Annotated in this window: 16 protein-coding genes and 1 tRNA gene; 6 read left to right on the top strand and 11 right to left on the bottom strand. The window is 34.6% G+C overall.

The window, feature by feature from the left end; genetic code table 11:
* Positions 1-32: 32 nt before the first annotated feature.
* Complete coding sequence (gene ftsA / locus ACFELZ_RS04940) at positions 33-1,271, bottom strand: cell division protein FtsA (protein ID WP_341822566.1); 1,239 nt, start codon at positions 1,269-1,271, stop codon at positions 33-35.
* Between the two features lie 149 nt (positions 1,272-1,420).
* Here ftsA and def point away from each other — a divergent pair, with 149 nt between their 5' ends.
* Both def and ACFELZ_RS04930 read left to right on the top strand, forming a co-directional pair.
* Positions 1,421-1,960: a peptide deformylase gene (def, locus tag ACFELZ_RS04935; protein WP_375315819.1), complete on the top strand. Its 540-nt coding sequence runs from the start codon at positions 1,421-1,423 to the stop codon at positions 1,958-1,960.
* On the top strand, positions 1,950-2,771 hold the full coding sequence (locus ACFELZ_RS04930; protein WP_375315818.1) for a uracil-DNA glycosylase family protein: 822 nt from the start codon (positions 1,950-1,952) through the stop codon (positions 2,769-2,771). The genes def and ACFELZ_RS04930 overlap by 11 nt, the downstream gene beginning before the upstream one ends.
* A 482-nt stretch (positions 2,772-3,253) precedes the next feature.
* Here ACFELZ_RS04930 and ACFELZ_RS04925 read toward each other — a convergent pair whose 3' ends face one another.
* On the bottom strand, positions 3,254-4,114 hold the full coding sequence (locus ACFELZ_RS04925; RefSeq protein ID WP_375315786.1) for an IS982 family transposase: 861 nt from the start codon (positions 4,112-4,114) through the stop codon (positions 3,254-3,256).
* Between the two features lie 48 nt (positions 4,115-4,162).
* Here ACFELZ_RS04925 and ACFELZ_RS04920 point away from each other — a divergent pair, with 48 nt between their 5' ends.
* Positions 4,163-4,378 (top strand): hypothetical protein, encoded by a 216-nt coding sequence (locus tag ACFELZ_RS04920; protein WP_375315817.1) that lies wholly within the window; start codon positions 4,163-4,165, stop codon positions 4,376-4,378.
* Here ACFELZ_RS04920 and ACFELZ_RS04915 read toward each other — a convergent pair.
* From ACFELZ_RS04915 to ACFELZ_RS04900, 4 genes are all read right to left on the bottom strand, one after another.
* Positions 4,369-5,631 (bottom strand): protein TolB, encoded by a 1,263-nt coding sequence (locus ACFELZ_RS04915; RefSeq protein ID WP_375315816.1) that lies wholly within the window; start codon positions 5,629-5,631, stop codon positions 4,369-4,371. The genes ACFELZ_RS04920 and ACFELZ_RS04915 overlap by 10 nt on opposite strands.
* Positions 5,632-5,640: 9 nt before the next feature.
* Positions 5,641-7,275 (bottom strand): ribonuclease J, encoded by a 1,635-nt coding sequence (locus tag ACFELZ_RS04910; protein WP_375316667.1) that lies wholly within the window; start codon positions 7,273-7,275, stop codon positions 5,641-5,643.
* A gap of 217 nt (positions 7,276-7,492) precedes the next feature.
* A complete protein-coding gene (gene dnaJ, locus ACFELZ_RS04905; protein WP_375315815.1) occupies positions 7,493-8,611 on the bottom strand; it encodes a molecular chaperone DnaJ in 1,119 nt (372 codons plus the stop codon).
* Between the two features lie 82 nt (positions 8,612-8,693).
* A tRNA-Arg gene (locus ACFELZ_RS04900) sits at positions 8,694-8,771 on the bottom strand.
* An 838-nt stretch (positions 8,772-9,609) separates the two neighbouring features.
* Here ACFELZ_RS04900 and ACFELZ_RS04895 point away from each other — a divergent pair.
* The 3 genes from ACFELZ_RS04895 to ACFELZ_RS04885 are packed head-to-tail and all read left to right on the top strand — an operon-like array spanning position 9,610 to position 10,376.
* Positions 9,610-9,807, top strand: coding sequence for a transposase (locus ACFELZ_RS04895; RefSeq protein WP_375315805.1), 198 nt, complete (start codon positions 9,610-9,612; stop codon positions 9,805-9,807).
* Between the two features lie 3 nt (positions 9,808-9,810).
* Positions 9,811-9,975 carry a hypothetical protein gene (locus ACFELZ_RS04890; RefSeq protein WP_375315781.1) on the top strand — a complete coding sequence of 55 codons (165 nt, stop codon included), beginning with the start codon at positions 9,811-9,813 and terminating at the stop codon, positions 9,973-9,975.
* A complete protein-coding gene (locus ACFELZ_RS04885) occupies positions 9,918-10,376 on the top strand; it encodes a transposase (protein ID WP_375316651.1) in 459 nt (152 codons plus the stop codon). Before ACFELZ_RS04890 ends, ACFELZ_RS04885 begins: the two co-directional genes overlap by 58 nt.
* Here ACFELZ_RS04885 and ACFELZ_RS04880 read toward each other — a convergent pair.
* From ACFELZ_RS04880 to ACFELZ_RS04860, 5 genes are all read right to left on the bottom strand, one after another.
* The gene (locus ACFELZ_RS04880) at positions 10,367-11,572 is read right to left on the bottom strand and encodes an MFS transporter (RefSeq protein WP_375315814.1); all 1,206 of its coding nucleotides are present in this window, start codon (positions 11,570-11,572) and stop codon (positions 10,367-10,369) included. The two genes, ACFELZ_RS04885 and ACFELZ_RS04880, sit on opposite strands and share 10 nt — an antisense overlap.
* A gap of 83 nt (positions 11,573-11,655) precedes the next feature.
* On the bottom strand, positions 11,656-12,699 hold the full coding sequence (locus ACFELZ_RS04875; protein WP_375315813.1) for a threonine aldolase family protein: 1,044 nt from the start codon (positions 12,697-12,699) through the stop codon (positions 11,656-11,658).
* Positions 12,696-13,745: a threonine aldolase family protein gene (locus ACFELZ_RS04870; RefSeq protein WP_375316666.1), complete on the bottom strand. Its 1,050-nt coding sequence runs from the start codon at positions 13,743-13,745 to the stop codon at positions 12,696-12,698. Before ACFELZ_RS04870 ends, ACFELZ_RS04875 begins: the two co-directional genes overlap by 4 nt.
* Positions 13,729-15,522: an ABC transporter ATP-binding protein gene (locus ACFELZ_RS04865; protein WP_375315812.1), complete on the bottom strand. Its 1,794-nt coding sequence runs from the start codon at positions 15,520-15,522 to the stop codon at positions 13,729-13,731. Before ACFELZ_RS04865 ends, ACFELZ_RS04870 begins: the two co-directional genes overlap by 17 nt.
* Positions 15,523-16,512 carry a phytanoyl-CoA dioxygenase family protein gene (locus ACFELZ_RS04860; RefSeq protein ID WP_375315811.1) on the bottom strand — a complete coding sequence of 330 codons (990 nt, stop codon included), beginning with the start codon at positions 16,510-16,512 and terminating at the stop codon, positions 15,523-15,525.
* Between the last annotated feature and the right edge of the window lies 1 nt (position 16,513).

Here is a 16,513-nt window from a genome sequence, read left to right as displayed (position 1 = left end):
TTTGATAGATATAAGAATTTCATTCAGTAAAATTAAACTGTAACTTTTGATTTAACCCAATGGTACAACTTACTTATTTTACCATCTTGACCGAGCATTCCAGAGTTATTCTTATAAAAAGTGTCAACTATTAGCTTTATAGAACCTATAGCAGCAGAAAATACAGGATTTTTATCATATTCGCCATCAAGACCGCTACAAGACTCAGGGCACCCAATTCGAACTTGCTTATTGAATATATAGCCTGCAATTTCCTTCATGCTTGTGAGTTGACTAGTTCCACCTGTGATCACTACTTTATTAATTGGATCTTTCTGCTCTTGAAATTGCTCTCTTACCATCTCAAGTATTTCTTCAACTCTTGGTCTTATGATGTTAATAAGCTCAGATTTGAATACTTGAGTAGGTTCATCATTTTCACTATTTTGGACTGTAATATATTCGTTCTCATCTATTGAAGTTACGATAGTGCTACCATACAGTATTTTTATATACTCTGCACGTTCTATGCTTGTGCATAGCCCGTAAGCAATATCTCGAGTGATATGAACGCCACCAATTGGAACGCTGCTTGCATACACAAGTTTCCCTCTTTTGAAAATTCCAATTGCAGTGCACCCACCGCCTATATCAACAATAGCAGTCCCGAGCTCTTTTTCATCTTCACTCAGACAGGCAAGACCTGCAGAATATGCAGAAGCAATACACCCTGCCATATTTAATCCACCATTATTGGTAATACAGTTTTCAATATTGGTAAGCGCTGGACGCGAAGCAGTGACAACATTAACATCAGCAGATAGTCTTTTTCCGTACAATCCACCAACTTCTTTTATGTCAGTCATGTCATCTAAGTGATATTTCAGTGGTATATTGTGAATGATAACATTTTCTTCAATATATTTCTCAAACGTCTGAAAAACTACACGTTTTATATCCCGGTCAGAAATTTCATGATTAGCTGCAATAATTTCATTATGTACATTAAAAGATGAGATGCCACATCCAGCAATGTTCACATATATCTGGTCTATAGTTTCCTCTGACACTTGCTCAGCTAAACCTATAGTTGATGAGATGGAGTAATTTGCGTGTTTTACATTAGTTATCGACCCACCGTTTACACCTTCTGCAATCTTATAGCCCGTTCCTGTTACTTTATAGCTGAAGTTGCTATTTATCTTAACGATTAGACAAATAATCTTTGTTGTACCTATGTCTAAAACAGCAAAAACGTTTCTCTTTGGTTTTGCTATTACTGCAGAGTACATTAGTTAACCTTATTACGCAATTTCATTTAAATTGTAGCTTTCTTTAATAATTTATATTTCTATTATAGATATAGCAACATTTTAATATACACTAAATTCTGGACAAAAGGAAAAGCAAGACATAGAATTATAATTTTTATGTCCATTTTATGTCCATATTACCAATTGTAATTGCCCCTGATGAAAGACTAATCACACGTGCCAGTGAAGTAACAGATATAAACGACAAAATTAAAGAATTAGTAAACGACATGTTCGAAACTGTGTACGATGCAGAAGGTCTTGGCCTTGCTGCAGTGCAAGTTGGAGTGCTGAGGAGAGTTTTTGTTATGGACATTCAGCTCTCTCGAGCTGAAGACGAGCCAGTAGGGTATGAATCGACTGGCAAATTTTACATGATTAACCCTGAAGTTAAGGAATTATCCGATGAACAAGTAATTCTCAAAGAAGGGTGCCTTTCAATTCCAGAGCAAAGCTATGAAATTAAGCGTCCAAAATATTTGACTGTGAAATATAAGGATTTAAATAATGAGGAACAGACGCTAAAAGCTTGCGGCTGGCTCGCAAGGTGTATTCAGCATGAGCTAGATCACTTAAATGGCATATTATATATTAGACATTTATCTAAATTAAAGTATGATATGGCCATGAAAAAAGCACAAAAGGTTAAAAAGCATTATGAGCAATGAAGACCTAGAATTATTAAAATTTTACCATGAAGTGGGCGTTGATTACACACTAACAGAGGGTGAAGAGGAAAAAAAGTTGGAGAGCAAAGAGGGTGTGCAACCCTCTGTTATCCAAACTGGGACCCAGAAGAAAGATGCAGATACGCGCTGGGGTGACACTAAAGATGGAAAAGACATGTTTCCAAGTGATTGGATAATTGAAGCAAGGAAACTTGCAAGTAAATGTAGTAGTGTGGATGAACTAAGAAGTGCAGTTGAATCATTTGAAGGTTGTGAGATAAAAAAAACTGCAACTAATACTGTTTTTTCCGATGGTAATCCAAACGCAAAAATTATGCTCGTTGGTGAAGCTCCAGGAGCAAATGAAGACCTTCAAGGCATACCATTTTGTGGTGCAAGTGGAATGTTGCTCGATAAAATGTTAAATGCAATCAATCTTGATCGCACTAAGGTATACATAAGCAATGCCGTATTTTGGCGCCCACCTGGCAATAGAAAGCCAACCGACCTAGAGCTTGATATGTGCAGACCATTTGTTGAGAAGCATGTTGCACTGGTTTCACCGCAAATTCTAATTTTGGTCGGGGGAATTGCGTGTTATAGCCTTCTTGACAGCACAAAAACTATATCGAATTTGCGTGGTAGATTTCATACGTACACTAACCAATATTTATCTCACTCAATCACTACAGCTGCTATATTTCACCCAGCTTACCTACTGCGTCAGCCAATGCAAAAACGTTTAGCCTGGGAGGATTTAAAGAAGATTAGGGAGTATCTTAATAATACCAATAACTGTACGAATACTTAACACCACTGGTGTCGAGAAGTAGCCCGCAGAAACGAAAAAACTTACTTGACAAGTTTCGCCAGCCCCCTTATCATGATGTGTATAACAATGTTACAAAAAATAATATCATAGAATTCAATAGGATAATTCCTAGGAAATCTCTACATAGTAAAAAAAGAAAAACGCTATTTAAATGAGCTTAAAAATAAATAGCAAACATCTAGCATAACAATTTCTATTTGTAAATCAGATGAAGTCAAACCTATAAAAAACTTTCAAATTACGCAATCATGTCTTTTTTCCTTTACTATTTTAAGGCAACTGTCTGAGCTCCTCTGCCTTAGCGTTATATCTCCACTTTCTGCGAGATATTCCATTAAGTAGTGAAAACATTAGACTTGCTGCAAAACAAGGAAAAAAATACCAAATTCTTTTTCTGAAGCAAACTACCTATTCCATATGTAACTTTGCTTCTGTACGATGCTCTAAACGCGAATTCTGGATTAAGGAAGGAAGAAAGTATAGGAAATAGAAGGCTTTGTGGATTTGATGGAATAGGAAATGAGAGTAGAAAAGATATGAACCAAAAAATTAACAGGGGATCTATGGCGAGTGTGTTCAATTTCTAGTCTATTTTTTAGGTAACCAAAAACAGTCTCAATGATAGACCTTTTTCTCAGTAAAATCTTCTCATTTAACGAAATCAATGTATTTTTCATACCTTTTTTCACCTTGGTAACAAGTTTCAAACCTCGGTCAAACAGCTTCTGAAAAAGCTCTTTTGCAATATAACCTTTGTCACCAAACAAAAGACCGATTAATTTTTCCGTCAGATTTGGCACAGGTATCCTATCATCAACATTGCCTTTTGTTAGCGTAAGTGCATGAATTTCAACATTTTCATTGATTACCATATGTAATTTGAAACCAAAAAACCAGCCGTAAGTGCTCTTGCTTAATTTTGCAATTCCAGCAAAAACTTTGTTTTTGGATATTCTTTTTGCATGACAAACTGCAATGGGAGTTGTGTCTATATATGAAATTCCAGTGTTTTCTGACTGTCCACAAAGCCAATGCAACAACATTGCTAAATGCCACAAAACCCTAGGCTTTAGAGCAACAAACCTGGTATATGAAGGTAACTTTGGAAACTCTGATTTGTAGAGCAACGTTAGGTAATGTAGATAGAAAGTTTTACACGGAGATTGTTGATATAGCAGGATTATTGTCATGATTTCGGAGTGCTCAATTTCCGTTGTTCTTGTGGGGTTTTTACCATTTGGCAGTAGTTTATCTGCAAAATTTTTCTCTATATCTCTGCAAAAATCATCGACCAAACAAAACAGTTTTGTTATATCTTCCATGGGTAACCTCATCTATTTTTTTATCACTGCTGAGTTTACCCTGTTTTCTTGCCTTTTCTATTCTCCTTTAATCCAGAATTCATGTTTATAGGAGCCACACTGGCTACAATGGGAATTATACCTGAAATTGCTGCTATTGGAGTAATTGCAACTGTTGTGTTGTCAGGAATCGCTGGTACTATAGTAGGTGGTGTAGCGGGATATCTTGTTAATGTGGCAATAAATCAATGCTGTGGAGCATGCAGCTCAGTAGTTCAAGAATAAGACCAATCCGGTAAAGAAGCATTTGTGGGAGTGGAAACCATTTTTTGATTTTTCTTTACTAAGTCTACTAAATATAGTTTAGAGTTGCTTGGTGATTCTGTTCTTGTGAAAATGATTTCTCTACCATTTGGTAGCCATGCCGGAGATTCAATTTTATGCCCTTCTGAAAGTAGACGTTCTTCTTTGCCATCTGGCTTCATAACTCCTATGTAAAATTTTCCTGACTGAATCTTTGTGAAAGCTATCAGATCTCCTTTTGGCGACCAAACAGGCGTAGCATATCTTCCACTTCCAAAACTAATTCTTTTAGGTTTTTTACTTTTGTTAGTAAAATCGATAACATACAGCTGCTGACTCCCACTCATATCGGAACTAAAAACCATATACTTTTGATCTGGAGAAAAAGAGGGAGAAGTGCTTATAGCTGAACCTTTAGTAATTTTTTTTGTCCGTTTACTACTTAAATCCAAAGATAATATATTCGTTTCACCACCCAATGAGTGGGAAATTAAAAGAGATTTACCATCAGGAGAAAATCTAGGTGCAGAAATAACTCCTTCAAATGCGCTGATTATTGATTCAGTGTGGTCTTTTAAATTTTTTAATACTATATAACTTTTACCATTTGCGTATGAGATATAAACAATACCCTTTCCATTTGGTGAGAATCTCGGTGTTGACACAAATCTATCGCCATTTGTTAAGTATTTTATATTACTTCCATCTTGATTCATCACAGCAATTTTACGTACGGATTTATAATTGCTATCTTTTTCTTCAGCAATATACGTGATTCTTGTGTTGAAGTGCCCTTTCTCACCAATCAATCTATCATGTATCACATCCGAAACGAGGTGACCAATTTTTCTCCAGTCTTTTGCTGGAAAAACAACTGACTGAGTAAGTAATTCTCTTTTTGTAAAAGTGTCAAATAAACGAAATGATAGCTCTAATGCACTACCAGATACTTCGCTTAAACTTACTGTGACTACAGTATCGCTTTTCCAAGATTTAAATTCAGCTTCCGCGCCACGTTTTACATTAAATAAGCCACAATTAGATAAATTTGTTTCTATTACCTTTGCAATATTTTCGCTTAATTCGCTTTCCAGCGCTGTTTTACATGTACATTTAGATACAACAAGACCAATGTTACCAACACTGCTTTTTTTTATATCAACATATAAAGCAGCTTTTGTAAAATAAGGAATAAATAACGAAACAAGCAATATTAATTGAACGAATAACTTCATTCTTTCATTTCATACCTGTTCTATCTGGACTTCAATTATAGGTCTTTTTAGTAAATATTCCTTTAAGATACTCAATATTGAACTTTCGATCTTATTTTTAATTTTTTTTGTTGGCTGCAAACTAAACAACGACTCAACTTTCTTGACAATTTTCTGTATAATAGCTGCATCTTCTAGCACTTCAAAAACACCAGGTACAAATACTTTCGGTTTAGTAAGCAATTTATTTTTCTTGTTTACAACTGCTGTTACCAAAATAACTCCGGCATCTCTCATTCTTTTACGCATTTTTATAACACTGCTCTCCGGATGACGTAGCAGCATACCATCAATACCAAAGTAGTCAACACTGATTGAATCAACTTTTTCTCCGTTCTCCAAATTAACAATATCACCTGGTGCAATCATTATTGCTTTTGCCACACCGCACTCTTTAGCAAATTTTACATGTGCATGCGTGTGAATATATTCGCCGTGAACTGGAATAGACATCTTCGGTTTTATTAAAGAATACATTTCCTTTAACTCTTCTCTTGTTGGATGCCCAGAAGCATGAACATGCTCTGTTTTTTCAGTAACAACTTCTACCCCCATCTCAATAAAGGCATTGAGCATGTTGTGCGCACGAGTTTCATTTCCAGGAATGATTTTTGACGAAAAGATCATGGTATCACCTTGCTGCATTTTAAATGCTTGATGACTCTTATTAGCAAGCCTTGAAGTTGCTGCCAGTGGCTCACCTTGACAACCTGTGCAAAGTAGCACCAGTTTTTCCCTTGGAAAATTTACTGCTTCCTTTGCTTCAAGAAACTGAGGAGAATCAGTTAAATAACCACTATCTTGCGCAACTTTCACTATTCTCCATAAAGATCTACCAAGTAAAACTACTTTTCTATTTAGTGCTTTTGCAGCTTGGCTTATCGTTTCAATTCGTGCCACATTTGAAGCAAATAGCGAAACAGCAACTAATTCTTTAGACCGCTTTATTATGTTATAAATGTTATTATAAATTTCACTTTCTGACTCAGGGTGATGCTTGCTTAATATATTGGTTGAATCGCAAATTGCTGCAAGCAGGTCACCTTTATCGCCAATTTCTTTTAGACGCTCTATATTAGAAGTTAATCCAACAACAGGTTTTGGATCAAATTTCCAGTCTCCGGTATGGAGTGCACTACCCATTTCAGTGCTAATTAATATTGAATTTGCCTCAGGAATTGAATGAGTTATATTTATAAACTCGACGGTAAAAGGACCCAAATTTGTGCTGCCATTTATGTCCACCTCTTTCACAGGTACTGTACCTTCTAATCGAAACTCCTTTAGTTTCTCCTTAAGAAAATTAACCGTAAACTTTGTTGTATATATGGGGCACTGCAACTCTTCCCACAAGTGGGGCACTGCACCGCAGTGGTCCTCATGTGCATGTGTAATTATTATTCCAAGCAAATCTTTTTTTCTTTGAGCAATAAAATCTACATCAGCAATGAGCAGCTCAACACCTGGCATAGTTTCATCTGCAAAACCAACACCAAGGTCGATCATAATCCACTTACCTTGATAATGATATAGGCTAACATTCATCCCGATTCTTCCTACTCCCCCAAGCGGAAGAAATAAAAACTCATTTTTGTTTATATTCATTAAATTTAAATTATTAAAACCTGAGAATAGCAAAACTTCGACCTTAAATAAAGAAATTTATTGCTTTTACATAGTTTTAAGGAACTAAGAAGTTTCTGTTGGCTAATAATGTTGATATCAACACTATTGTTAAGTTTTCCATTAATAAGGTCAAAGAATTGCAGGATTAAATGAAAACCCGTAAACAGTTACTCCTTCATGTCATTTAGCAGATTTCTTATTTTTTTTTTACTTTACTAAAAAACCCTTCAGATTGCTGTTGTACACTTGCATTTTCCTCTTCTTCAAGTGCTTTTAATAGTTCAATTTGCTTTTTAGTTAAATTTTTTGGATTTAAAGTCTCAACTATTACCTGTACATATAAATCACCACGAACATGTGAGTTCATATATGGCATACCCTTTTCCCTACAACGTAGTTTGGTACCAGTTTGAGTGCCTTCAGGGACCTTTACTTTTATTTTAGCTCCATCAATTGATTGGACATCGATTTCGCCACCAAGCACTGCTAGTGTCATTCTTATAGGCACTTTACAGTGTAAATCTGCTTTATTTCTAGCAAAGATTTTATGGGAAATTATTTTCACGTATACGTATAAATCTCCACTTTTTCCACCTCTTGTTCCAGCTTCTCCTTTACCACTTATCCTTACCTTAGCTCCTTCTTCTATGCCTTTTGGAATTGAAACGGATATATTTACTTCACCTCTTCTACGTCCACTTCCACCACATTTCTTACATTTATTTTGTATTATTTCTCCTTCCCCATAGCATGTAGTACATGTTCTTTCGATGGTAAAAAAGCCTTGTTGAGTTCTAATCCTACCGCTTCCCTGGCATGTGGGGCACTGAACTGGTTTAATTGCTCCTTCGCTACCTGTGCCTTGGCATGTGTCACATTTTACATTTGTCACATAATGTATAGGTGCTTGTATTCCTTTAAATGCATCTTCTAAGGTAATTTTAAGATCATAACGTAGGTCTGCTCCAGACACTCCTGTTGTGCTCCTCTTTGCTCTTGATCTACTTGCACCACCACCGAATCCTCCACCAAAGAAGTCATTGAATATGTCGCTAAAATCTCCTGCAGAGCTAAAGCCTTGAAACCCACCAGAAGCACCTTCGTGGCCATAACGGTCATAGCTTGCCCTTTTCTCAGAGTCAGATAGAACTTCATATGCAGCTGTTACTTCTTTAAATTTTTCCTCTGCTTCTTTATTGCCAGGATTTCTATCAGGATGATATTTTAACGCTAATTTTTTATACGCTTTTTTTATCTCATCAATACTGGCATTTCTTTCTACTTCCAGCAGATCATAGTAGTCTTTTTTGCTCATATATAATAGTTTAGTGTTTAACCTTTAAAGATAGGTATTGCATATATTAATTTCAAGTGTGACTTCTATTTCCTATAAAATGTGGTGCACCCTGAGCGACTTGAACGCCCGACCTTTTGATCCGTAGTCAAATGCTCTAATCCAACTGAGCTAAGGGTGCTTTCATAAAGTTAACTTTAGCAGGTTTTGTAGCTTGATTCAATTAATTTGGCTAAAAATAAAACTGTTAATTTTTATCATACGTGAAACCTGCAAAAAATTGCATTTGTTTTCTTAAGAATCATTTTATGGTCAAGCTCACAACCATACGAACATTTGTAGTCAAGGCACTGGATCTGAAATTGCAATGTTCGTATAGTTGTGGGTTTAGAACCCCTCACAATTCCCAAACTGCTGTTCCGCATTAGAATTATTAAATTCACTATAAGGAGGAGCGCTTGGAGGAGAGTAAGGAGGAGGTGGTCCATAATTCCTAACTGCTTCTTCAGCCTCCTCAATATTGTCTGATTCTTTCTCATGCTTCACATGAAAAGCTAAACCACCAGCAAAACATACGAGAGAATTAGCGCCAAGGATAGCTAAACCCCACACTGGTAAGACTGGGTAAACAGCACAAGCTACCTACTTTCAAAACACGTCCCCTCAGATTCTCACTTTGGCATCATTCTACCTTATCTAAAGCCATTTTATACCTTTTTATCCCTTCTGGGGTAACAATGTAACAAAGGGGTATAACTCAGAGCTAGAGGTTATGATTGTAATAAAGATATAAAAAAAACGGATAAGTCAAGCAAAGTTACAAATGTAATTTTGCTTGACTATCCATTTATTACCACCTAAAATAGTTAACAAAGCCATCCCGTATGAAATTTTATCTATATCTAATCAAGCATATTAATAAGTAAGTAAATTTTAATATAATCTTATTATACTTATAAGAGCCTGTCTTCAAACTAAGTAGAAAGGAGTTAAGAAGTGTGTTATAAGATATATTTTAAATGTACCCAAGCGATATAAGTGACAAAGAATGGAAGATAATAGAGCTATATTTTGAACCTAAAAAGACCGGTAGACCAAGAAAACATAGTATTAGAACAATTATTAACGCAATCCGCTATATGATGAGAACAGGATGTCAATGGAGACAACTGCCTAAAGATTTTCCACCATGGAAAACAGTGTATAGTTGTAATTAGCGATTGAAAAAAAGTGGAATATGGCAAGAGATTCATGATTTTCTAGTTAAAAAAGTAAGAGAGATAATTGGTAAGAATGAAACTCCATCAGTGGGAATAATAGATAGCCAATCAGTAAAAACTACTCAAAAAGGGGATCCAGAGGATATGATGCTGGCAAGAAAGTAAAGGGTAGAAAGCGCCACATCGTTGTAGATACTGTAGGTCTTGTAATTGCTGCTGAAGTACAAAGTGCAAGCATTCAGGATCGTGATGGTGCACTAAATCTTTTTGTTCAAGCCAAATGCAAAGCTCCAACATTACATAAGTTTTTTGCTGATCAAGGATACACAGGTAAATTGCAAAACCTCTGCTTATTGGAAACTGGATGTTTATTGACGATTACCAAGAAAATAGTTGATACAGGATTTCAGGTTATTCCCAAACGTTGGATTGTTGAGAGAACCTTTGCTTGGCTCTCCAATTTTAGACGTATGAGTAAGGATTATGAGCATTCTCTTCTCACTTCAAAAAACAACATCTTCTTTAATATGATCACTATTATGCTTCACAAATTAGCTCATTCTTGAGTTTGAAGACAGGCTCTGAGGTTTTTGCTTGATAATATGGAAAAGCAAACGAGTGCAATAACAGAGCAAGCAAAAAAAAATGAAAACATAATGCCATTACCACAGTGCTTAACAAGCACTCCTAAAACCACGCATGAGAATATTGAACTTGCGATATACCCAAATAATCCTGTTAAGCTTACAATTGTACATACATTATTTTGTGGAGCAATTTCTATAGCTATAACACCTGTCAATACTTGTACTCCAAATATAAAAAATCCTGATAAGATTGCGCCAAGGTTCATAAGAATTATATTTTGACCAAAGTTCATTGCAATAAAAGTGAGTGCTATACCCAACATGTAAAGTAATGCCAGCAAGCTTCTATTTTGAAAGAAGTACATATCACTAATTCTTCCTGTGATTAAAGTTCCAAAGATTCCACCTAAATCATATACACCTGTTATTAGTGAGGATTGTACAAGAGAAATTTGTAATTTATCCTTTAAAATTATAGGAAACCAAAAGAAGATTCCCATTTTTATAATATAAGCACAAAAAGTAGCACAACATAGAAACCATATGGAACTTTTCACTTTGATACCTATCTGAGATTTCTGCACCTTATAATAGGTAGTAAAGTTGGCACTTTCTTCGTAATATGCTTTTAATATTATATAAATTCCAAAAAGTAAGCATAAGAGACCAGAGTACAAAAATGCACTTTTTGCATCATATATTTTGATTATACTTGGTAATACAATTAAAGTAATACAAGAACCAAGTTGCTGAGATGCGCTCATAACTCCCCATGATGATGCAATTGAAGAGATGCTAGAGCTTGTAACCATAAACTTGGTAATAGCTGGCCAACCTAACCCTTGTGCCCAAGCTAATAATATTAATGTTAACAGTAATAAAGTTAGATTATTATATGATAAAGTTATACCAATGGTTAATAATCCAGTTGCAATATTGCATAGCCCAAACATAAATAATGGATTATTTTTGGAGTCCATGACTATTCCATTAACGAATTTTGATACTCCATAAAAAAAAGAAAAGCAGGCAAAAAAATAGCTTAATTTTACATGGTCAGTATCTATTAACAGTGGTAGAGCAATTGGTATACTTTGTCTTGATAAATAAAGCAGCATATATCCACAGAAGAATAGTAAATATTGAAAGAAGACAAAGTTCACACCTATTCCCAAACAGCTCTATGCAGATGCTAGAATAATACTATATTGGTATAATATTGTTTGACAAGAAGTTTGCAAACAATTAGTGCAGAAAATTACTTACTTAGTATCTTTCTTATAGCGGATACAGTAGTATTAATATCTTCATAGCTTATATCTCTATGTGTTATAGCTCTGATTTTACCTCTTATGTTAGCCATTCTAATTCCATAATTTGTAACTAGTACATTTATTAATTCTTGAGTAGATATACAATTATTATGTAATGAGAAATACGCTATATTAGTTTTGTATAGGTCGATATCAATTATAACTTGATCTATAGAGCCTAGGCCTTCTATAAGGTGCTGCATTTTTTTATGATCTTCTTCTAAAGAATTTACATTATTACGTAGAGCATATAAACATGCAGCTGAAATAATGCCAGCTTGGTGCATACCTCCGCCAATTTGAAACTTATAGTACCAAGCTTTTTCAATAAACTCTTCACTTCCAAGCAATATTGCACCCATTGGAGCACCTAATCCTTTACTAAAGTCAATGAACACTGAATCAAAATAATTTGCATACTCCTTTGGAGATATTTTAGTATGAGCACAAGCATTGAACAACCTTGCTCCATCTAAATGAGTGAATACGTCATTCTCTTTGCAGAGACTTGAGATCTCTTGAATATATTCTAAAGGCCACACAGCTCCACCACCAAAATTAGTCGTTTGTTCGATAGAAACAAGCCCAACCCTCGGAATATTTCTTAAGCTAGGACGAGTAATAAACTCAACAATTTGTTCTCCAGTAAATATTCCTCTCGTACCTTTTATGGGCAAAGGAGTGGCATGTGCCTGGGCTGCGATCAAGCCAGATTGTACTATGAGCGGATGTGAAGTTTCATCAAGCAGCAAGTAATCACCAGGTCTTTGAATGTGTACTTTATAAGCAATTACATTAGACATCGTTCCTGAAATCAAAAAGATTCCTGCAGGTTTACCTAATATTTCACATGTGGTTGCTACTAACTCATTCACAGTTGGATCTTCACATGCAGCTTCGTTTCCGACTTTTGCTCTAGCCATTGCTTCCCTCATTTTAGCTGAAGGGTCAGTGTTTGAATCGCTAAAGAAATCTATTTTTATTCTCATACTAAATTTAACACAACCTCCTTTATAATTTCAGCAGCTTTCATGATATCTGTTTCCTTTATGCCAAGGTGGGTAACTGCTCTTATATGAGACTCGAGCCAAGGAAAAAGCAATAAACCATAGGCTTGGCATTTACTCAAAAAAAACTCATTAGTCACATTTAGTTCTTTTATACTAAAGCTTACTATGTTAGTTTCTGGATAAGGTAGTATCAGATTTATATGTGGAATTTCTTTAATCTTGTCTGCAAATAATTTAGCGAGCTTATTATCTTCTTTGAGCCTAGAGATATTATTCTGTAGTACATATTTTGCTGCATTAGCACAGTACCCTATCTGATGATAACCACTACCTAGCCAAACCTGTAGCTTTTTAGCCCTTTCAATTATCTCTCTTTTACCCATAAGCATTGAACCAAAAGGAGCTCCAAGTCCTTTAGTGAAAGAAAAGCTCATTGTATCCACATATTTAACATAATCTGCTAAAGCAATATTTGTTTCGACATGAGCATTAAATATTCTTGCACCGTCTAAATGAAGATTTACATTGTGAGCTTTTAAAAAGTGATATAACTCGACTTGTCTTTCAAAAGGATAAATTTTACCATTAAAACCGTTTATACTATTTTCTATAGAAATAAGACTCACCTGAGCAAAAATTTTATACCTTGGCTTAGAATTAATAGCATATTCTACTTCATCAACATCTAAGATTCCGCTATTATTTCTAATACAATTAAATACGATATTATTTACTTTTGCATTGCCTGCACTATCGAAAAAATTAACGTGATAATTATAATGAGTTATTAGTTCATCACCAGGACTTGTTTGACTGGCAATGGCTAATCTATTTGCAAGCATACCGCTGGTTACAAATAATGCTTCTTCTACTTTGAATAATTGTTTGCAATATTCTGATAAGTCATTACAGCTTTTGTCTTCACCGTAAGCAAAATCTCCAACAGTTGCATTACTTATTGCATGTATAACGTTGGAGCTCTGCAGAGTTGTAGTGTCACTTCTCAGATCAATAATTTTTTCCATCTTCTTTTTTGCCATTCAAACAACCAATTTGAGCATTCCAAAGTTCCTTGTAAAGACCTTGCTTAGAAACTAGTTCAGCGTGTTTACCATCTTGGACAATTTTTCCTTTGTTAAATACTAGAATTCGGTCCATGTGTAAAAGTGTAGAAATACGGTGTGCTATAGTAATCGTAGTTTTATTTTTCATCAATTTAAATAAACTCATTTGAATCGTTTTTTCTGTTATAGAATCTAACTGACTAGTTGGTTCATCGAGAAATAATATTGGAGCGTTTTTTAAAAATGCCCTTGCTATTATTATTCTTTGTCTTTCTCCTCCAGATAGCTTAATGCCTTTTTCTCCGACTATAGTTCCATATTGATCTGGTAGAGTCATAATGAAATCGTGAATACCAGCCAGCTTTGTAGCTCTCATTATTTCTTCGATAGTAGATTGAAGTTTACCATATATGATGTTTGCTAAAATAGTATCATGAAATAACAATGGGTCTTGAGGTATTACAGATATTTGTTGCCTCAAAGAACTCTGTGTAACTTCTGATACTATTTGATTATCAATCCGTATATTACCTTTTTTAACATCAAATAACCTTAGGATTAAGTTTATAAAAGTAGATTTACCACCTCCAGAATAACCAACTAGACCTACCTTTTCGCAAGGATTAATGGTAACTGAAAAATCTTGAAATAATGGCTCCTGACCTTCATAAGAAAAAGAAACATTATTAAACGTTATTCTTCCACTTAATAAATTTAATTCTTTAGCATTTTCCTTATCTTGAATTTCTGGTACGGTAGTCAAGATTGGCAATGCATCTGAAACTTTGCCGAAATGAGTAGAAAATTGGGTAAGATTCCTAGTTAGATGGTTAAGAAACTCTATAATCGATATATTAATTCCAAGTACAAGAGCAATATCTCCTATTGCAATCTTGTTCAATTGATAATCATGAATTAAAAAATACAAGTTTACTGCTTGGAGTATATCAAATGAATAGCCATATATAAACCAAAGCCAAAAGTATGCCCATTGTAATTTTCTCTCTGCAATAGTTCTTTTCTTGCATATTTGAAAAAATTTGTGTCTCTCATGTGCTTGCTGAGAAAATAACCTTACTGATATAACATTTAAAATACTATCTGCTATACTAGCTATTACTTGTGAATTTTGTTTAGAGTAATTATCAGCTAATTCAGTAAGTACACGAAAGCTGAAAATCGAGACTAAAATAAAAATGCTTACCCAAGTGAATGTAGCAATTGCAAACTTTATGTTTACTAATGATAAGGTATAAATAGCTAAGACTAATGCTATACTATAACTGAAAAAACAATCTATAAGCAACCTTATTAACTCTATCACACTATCCATTAAGTTACTGACCTTATGTACTAAACTTCCAGATAAATTGTTCTGATAATAGGAATGGTCTTGTTGGAATAGCCTACAAAAAGACATATCAGCTATTTTTTGACGCATTAAGGTAAACATTCGAATGTCAACAAAATAGCCATAGAATCTAAAAGCAGTAGTGATAAGTAATGCCATACCAAGATAAGCGCTTACAGGTAATAAAAGATTTTCAATTACATTACCTTCCTGATATTTTACAGCTGTATCTAGAATATTTTTTACTAAATACTTTCTAAAAGACAAATCAACAGCTACCACCAGGGCAACTAAAGACATTATAAGTACATTAAGCTTGAATTTAGATACTATATTCAAGATGAACATCAATACACATTTGAAGCTATCAACTCTACTTCTGTTCATTTATAATGCTAGCTCCACTACGTTGACTTTTTTATTGAGAAATACAAGTAGTGAAAACCATAAATTTTTGTATATTTTTCCTGAGATGTCTCCAGCATCATGTAGTGCTGATGCTTGATTCAGAATAAGTAGCTTATATAAATCTCGCTTAGCCTCAGTAGTGTCGATCTCAGAAATATTTGTAGTTGTGTCTGTAATAAAGGCTAACCAGCTCTTGATAAGTTCTTCCATGTTTTTTGCTTTTATACTTTCCTGGTAGCCAAATAATGACAAGCATTCTCTCAGTATAGATTCTGTTAACTCACCACAATTGAGTATACCAAAAACTGAAGGCTGAGGTTTTGGCACATAGGGAAGGTCTTGATCTTTTACAATCCACCTTGTTACATAAGCAAATCTATCTTTAGCATCTGTATTCTTATCACTACCATGCCATAACCGTGAATCAAAAACTATCGCATCTCCTGATGAAATAGGTAGTGACTTAATTTTGTAATTTTCTCGGTTATTTGAGTACTGATCAAAAAAATATGGGTACCAAAAATCAACTAAAGGCTGTATTTCCCATTTATGACTGTTTTCTATAATTTGCAGTGCACCTGAAGTTTCACTGACATTATTCAAAGCTAACCAAACGGAAAAGTGGTAAGGATCATTGAAACTATAGGAGATGTCTTGATGGAAGGGAACTGCATCTATTAAATCAGCAGTTTTACATATAACATTTGATTTTTTCTGCAGTATCTGACACTGAAGTGACTTTTCAAGGTAATTTTTAATAATTTTATCTAATGCTTGAGAGATAATTCTAGTTACTTGAGATGACGTGCCCCATCTGCCGGTACAGTTTAAGTAGTCAGAAGTTGAAACACTTAGTTCTTGGGATAGCTTTGATATCTTATTTGTTATATCACTTAAAGACTGAGTTATTAGCTCTAAAGGAACCAGATTTTTGATAATAAAAAAACCATTTTTTTGTAGTATTTCCATA

It is taken from the genome of Wolbachia endosymbiont (group A) of Colletes cunicularius, from assembly GCF_964264715.1.
Lineage (GTDB): Bacteria > Pseudomonadota > Alphaproteobacteria > Rickettsiales > Anaplasmataceae > Wolbachia.
The sequence above is the reverse complement of the archived record's forward strand: the minus strand, read 5'-3'. Positions and strand labels throughout refer to the sequence as shown.

Bases quoted from the DNA above. Each gene is read 5' to 3' on its own strand.
- ACFELZ_RS04910 (WP_375316667.1), bottom strand. From the start codon at position 7,275: ATGAATATAAACAAAAATGAGTTTTTATTTCTTCCGCTTGGGGGAGTA.
- ACFELZ_RS04915 (WP_375315816.1), bottom strand. From the start codon at position 5,631: ATGAAGTTATTCGTTCAATTAATATTGCTTGTTTCGTTATTTATTCCT.
- ACFELZ_RS04870 (WP_375316666.1), bottom strand. From the start codon at position 13,745: ATGGAAAAAATTATTGATCTGAGAAGTGACACTACAACTCTGCAGAGC.
- ACFELZ_RS04895 (WP_375315805.1), top strand. From the start codon at position 9,610: ATGTACCCAAGCGATATAAGTGACAAAGAATGGAAGATAATAGAGCTA.
- ACFELZ_RS04865 (WP_375315812.1), bottom strand. From the start codon at position 15,522: ATGAACAGAAGTAGAGTTGATAGCTTCAAATGTGTATTGATGTTCATC.
- dnaJ (WP_375315815.1), bottom strand. From the start codon at position 8,611: ATGAGCAAAAAAGACTACTATGATCTGCTGGAAGTAGAAAGAAATGCC.
- ACFELZ_RS04925 (WP_375315786.1), bottom strand. From the start codon at position 4,114: ATGGAAGATATAACAAAACTGTTTTGTTTGGTCGATGATTTTTGCAGA.
- ACFELZ_RS04860 (WP_375315811.1), bottom strand. From the start codon at position 16,512: ATGGAAATACTACAAAAAAATGGTTTTTTTATTATCAAAAATCTGGTT.
- ftsA (WP_341822566.1), bottom strand. From the start codon at position 1,271: ATGTACTCTGCAGTAATAGCAAAACCAAAGAGAAACGTTTTTGCTGTT.
- ACFELZ_RS04930 (WP_375315818.1), top strand. From the start codon at position 1,950: ATGAGCAATGAAGACCTAGAATTATTAAAATTTTACCATGAAGTGGGC.
- def (WP_375315819.1), top strand. From the start codon at position 1,421: ATGTCCATATTACCAATTGTAATTGCCCCTGATGAAAGACTAATCACA.
- ACFELZ_RS04875 (WP_375315813.1), bottom strand. From the start codon at position 12,699: ATGAGAATAAAAATAGATTTCTTTAGCGATTCAAACACTGACCCTTCA.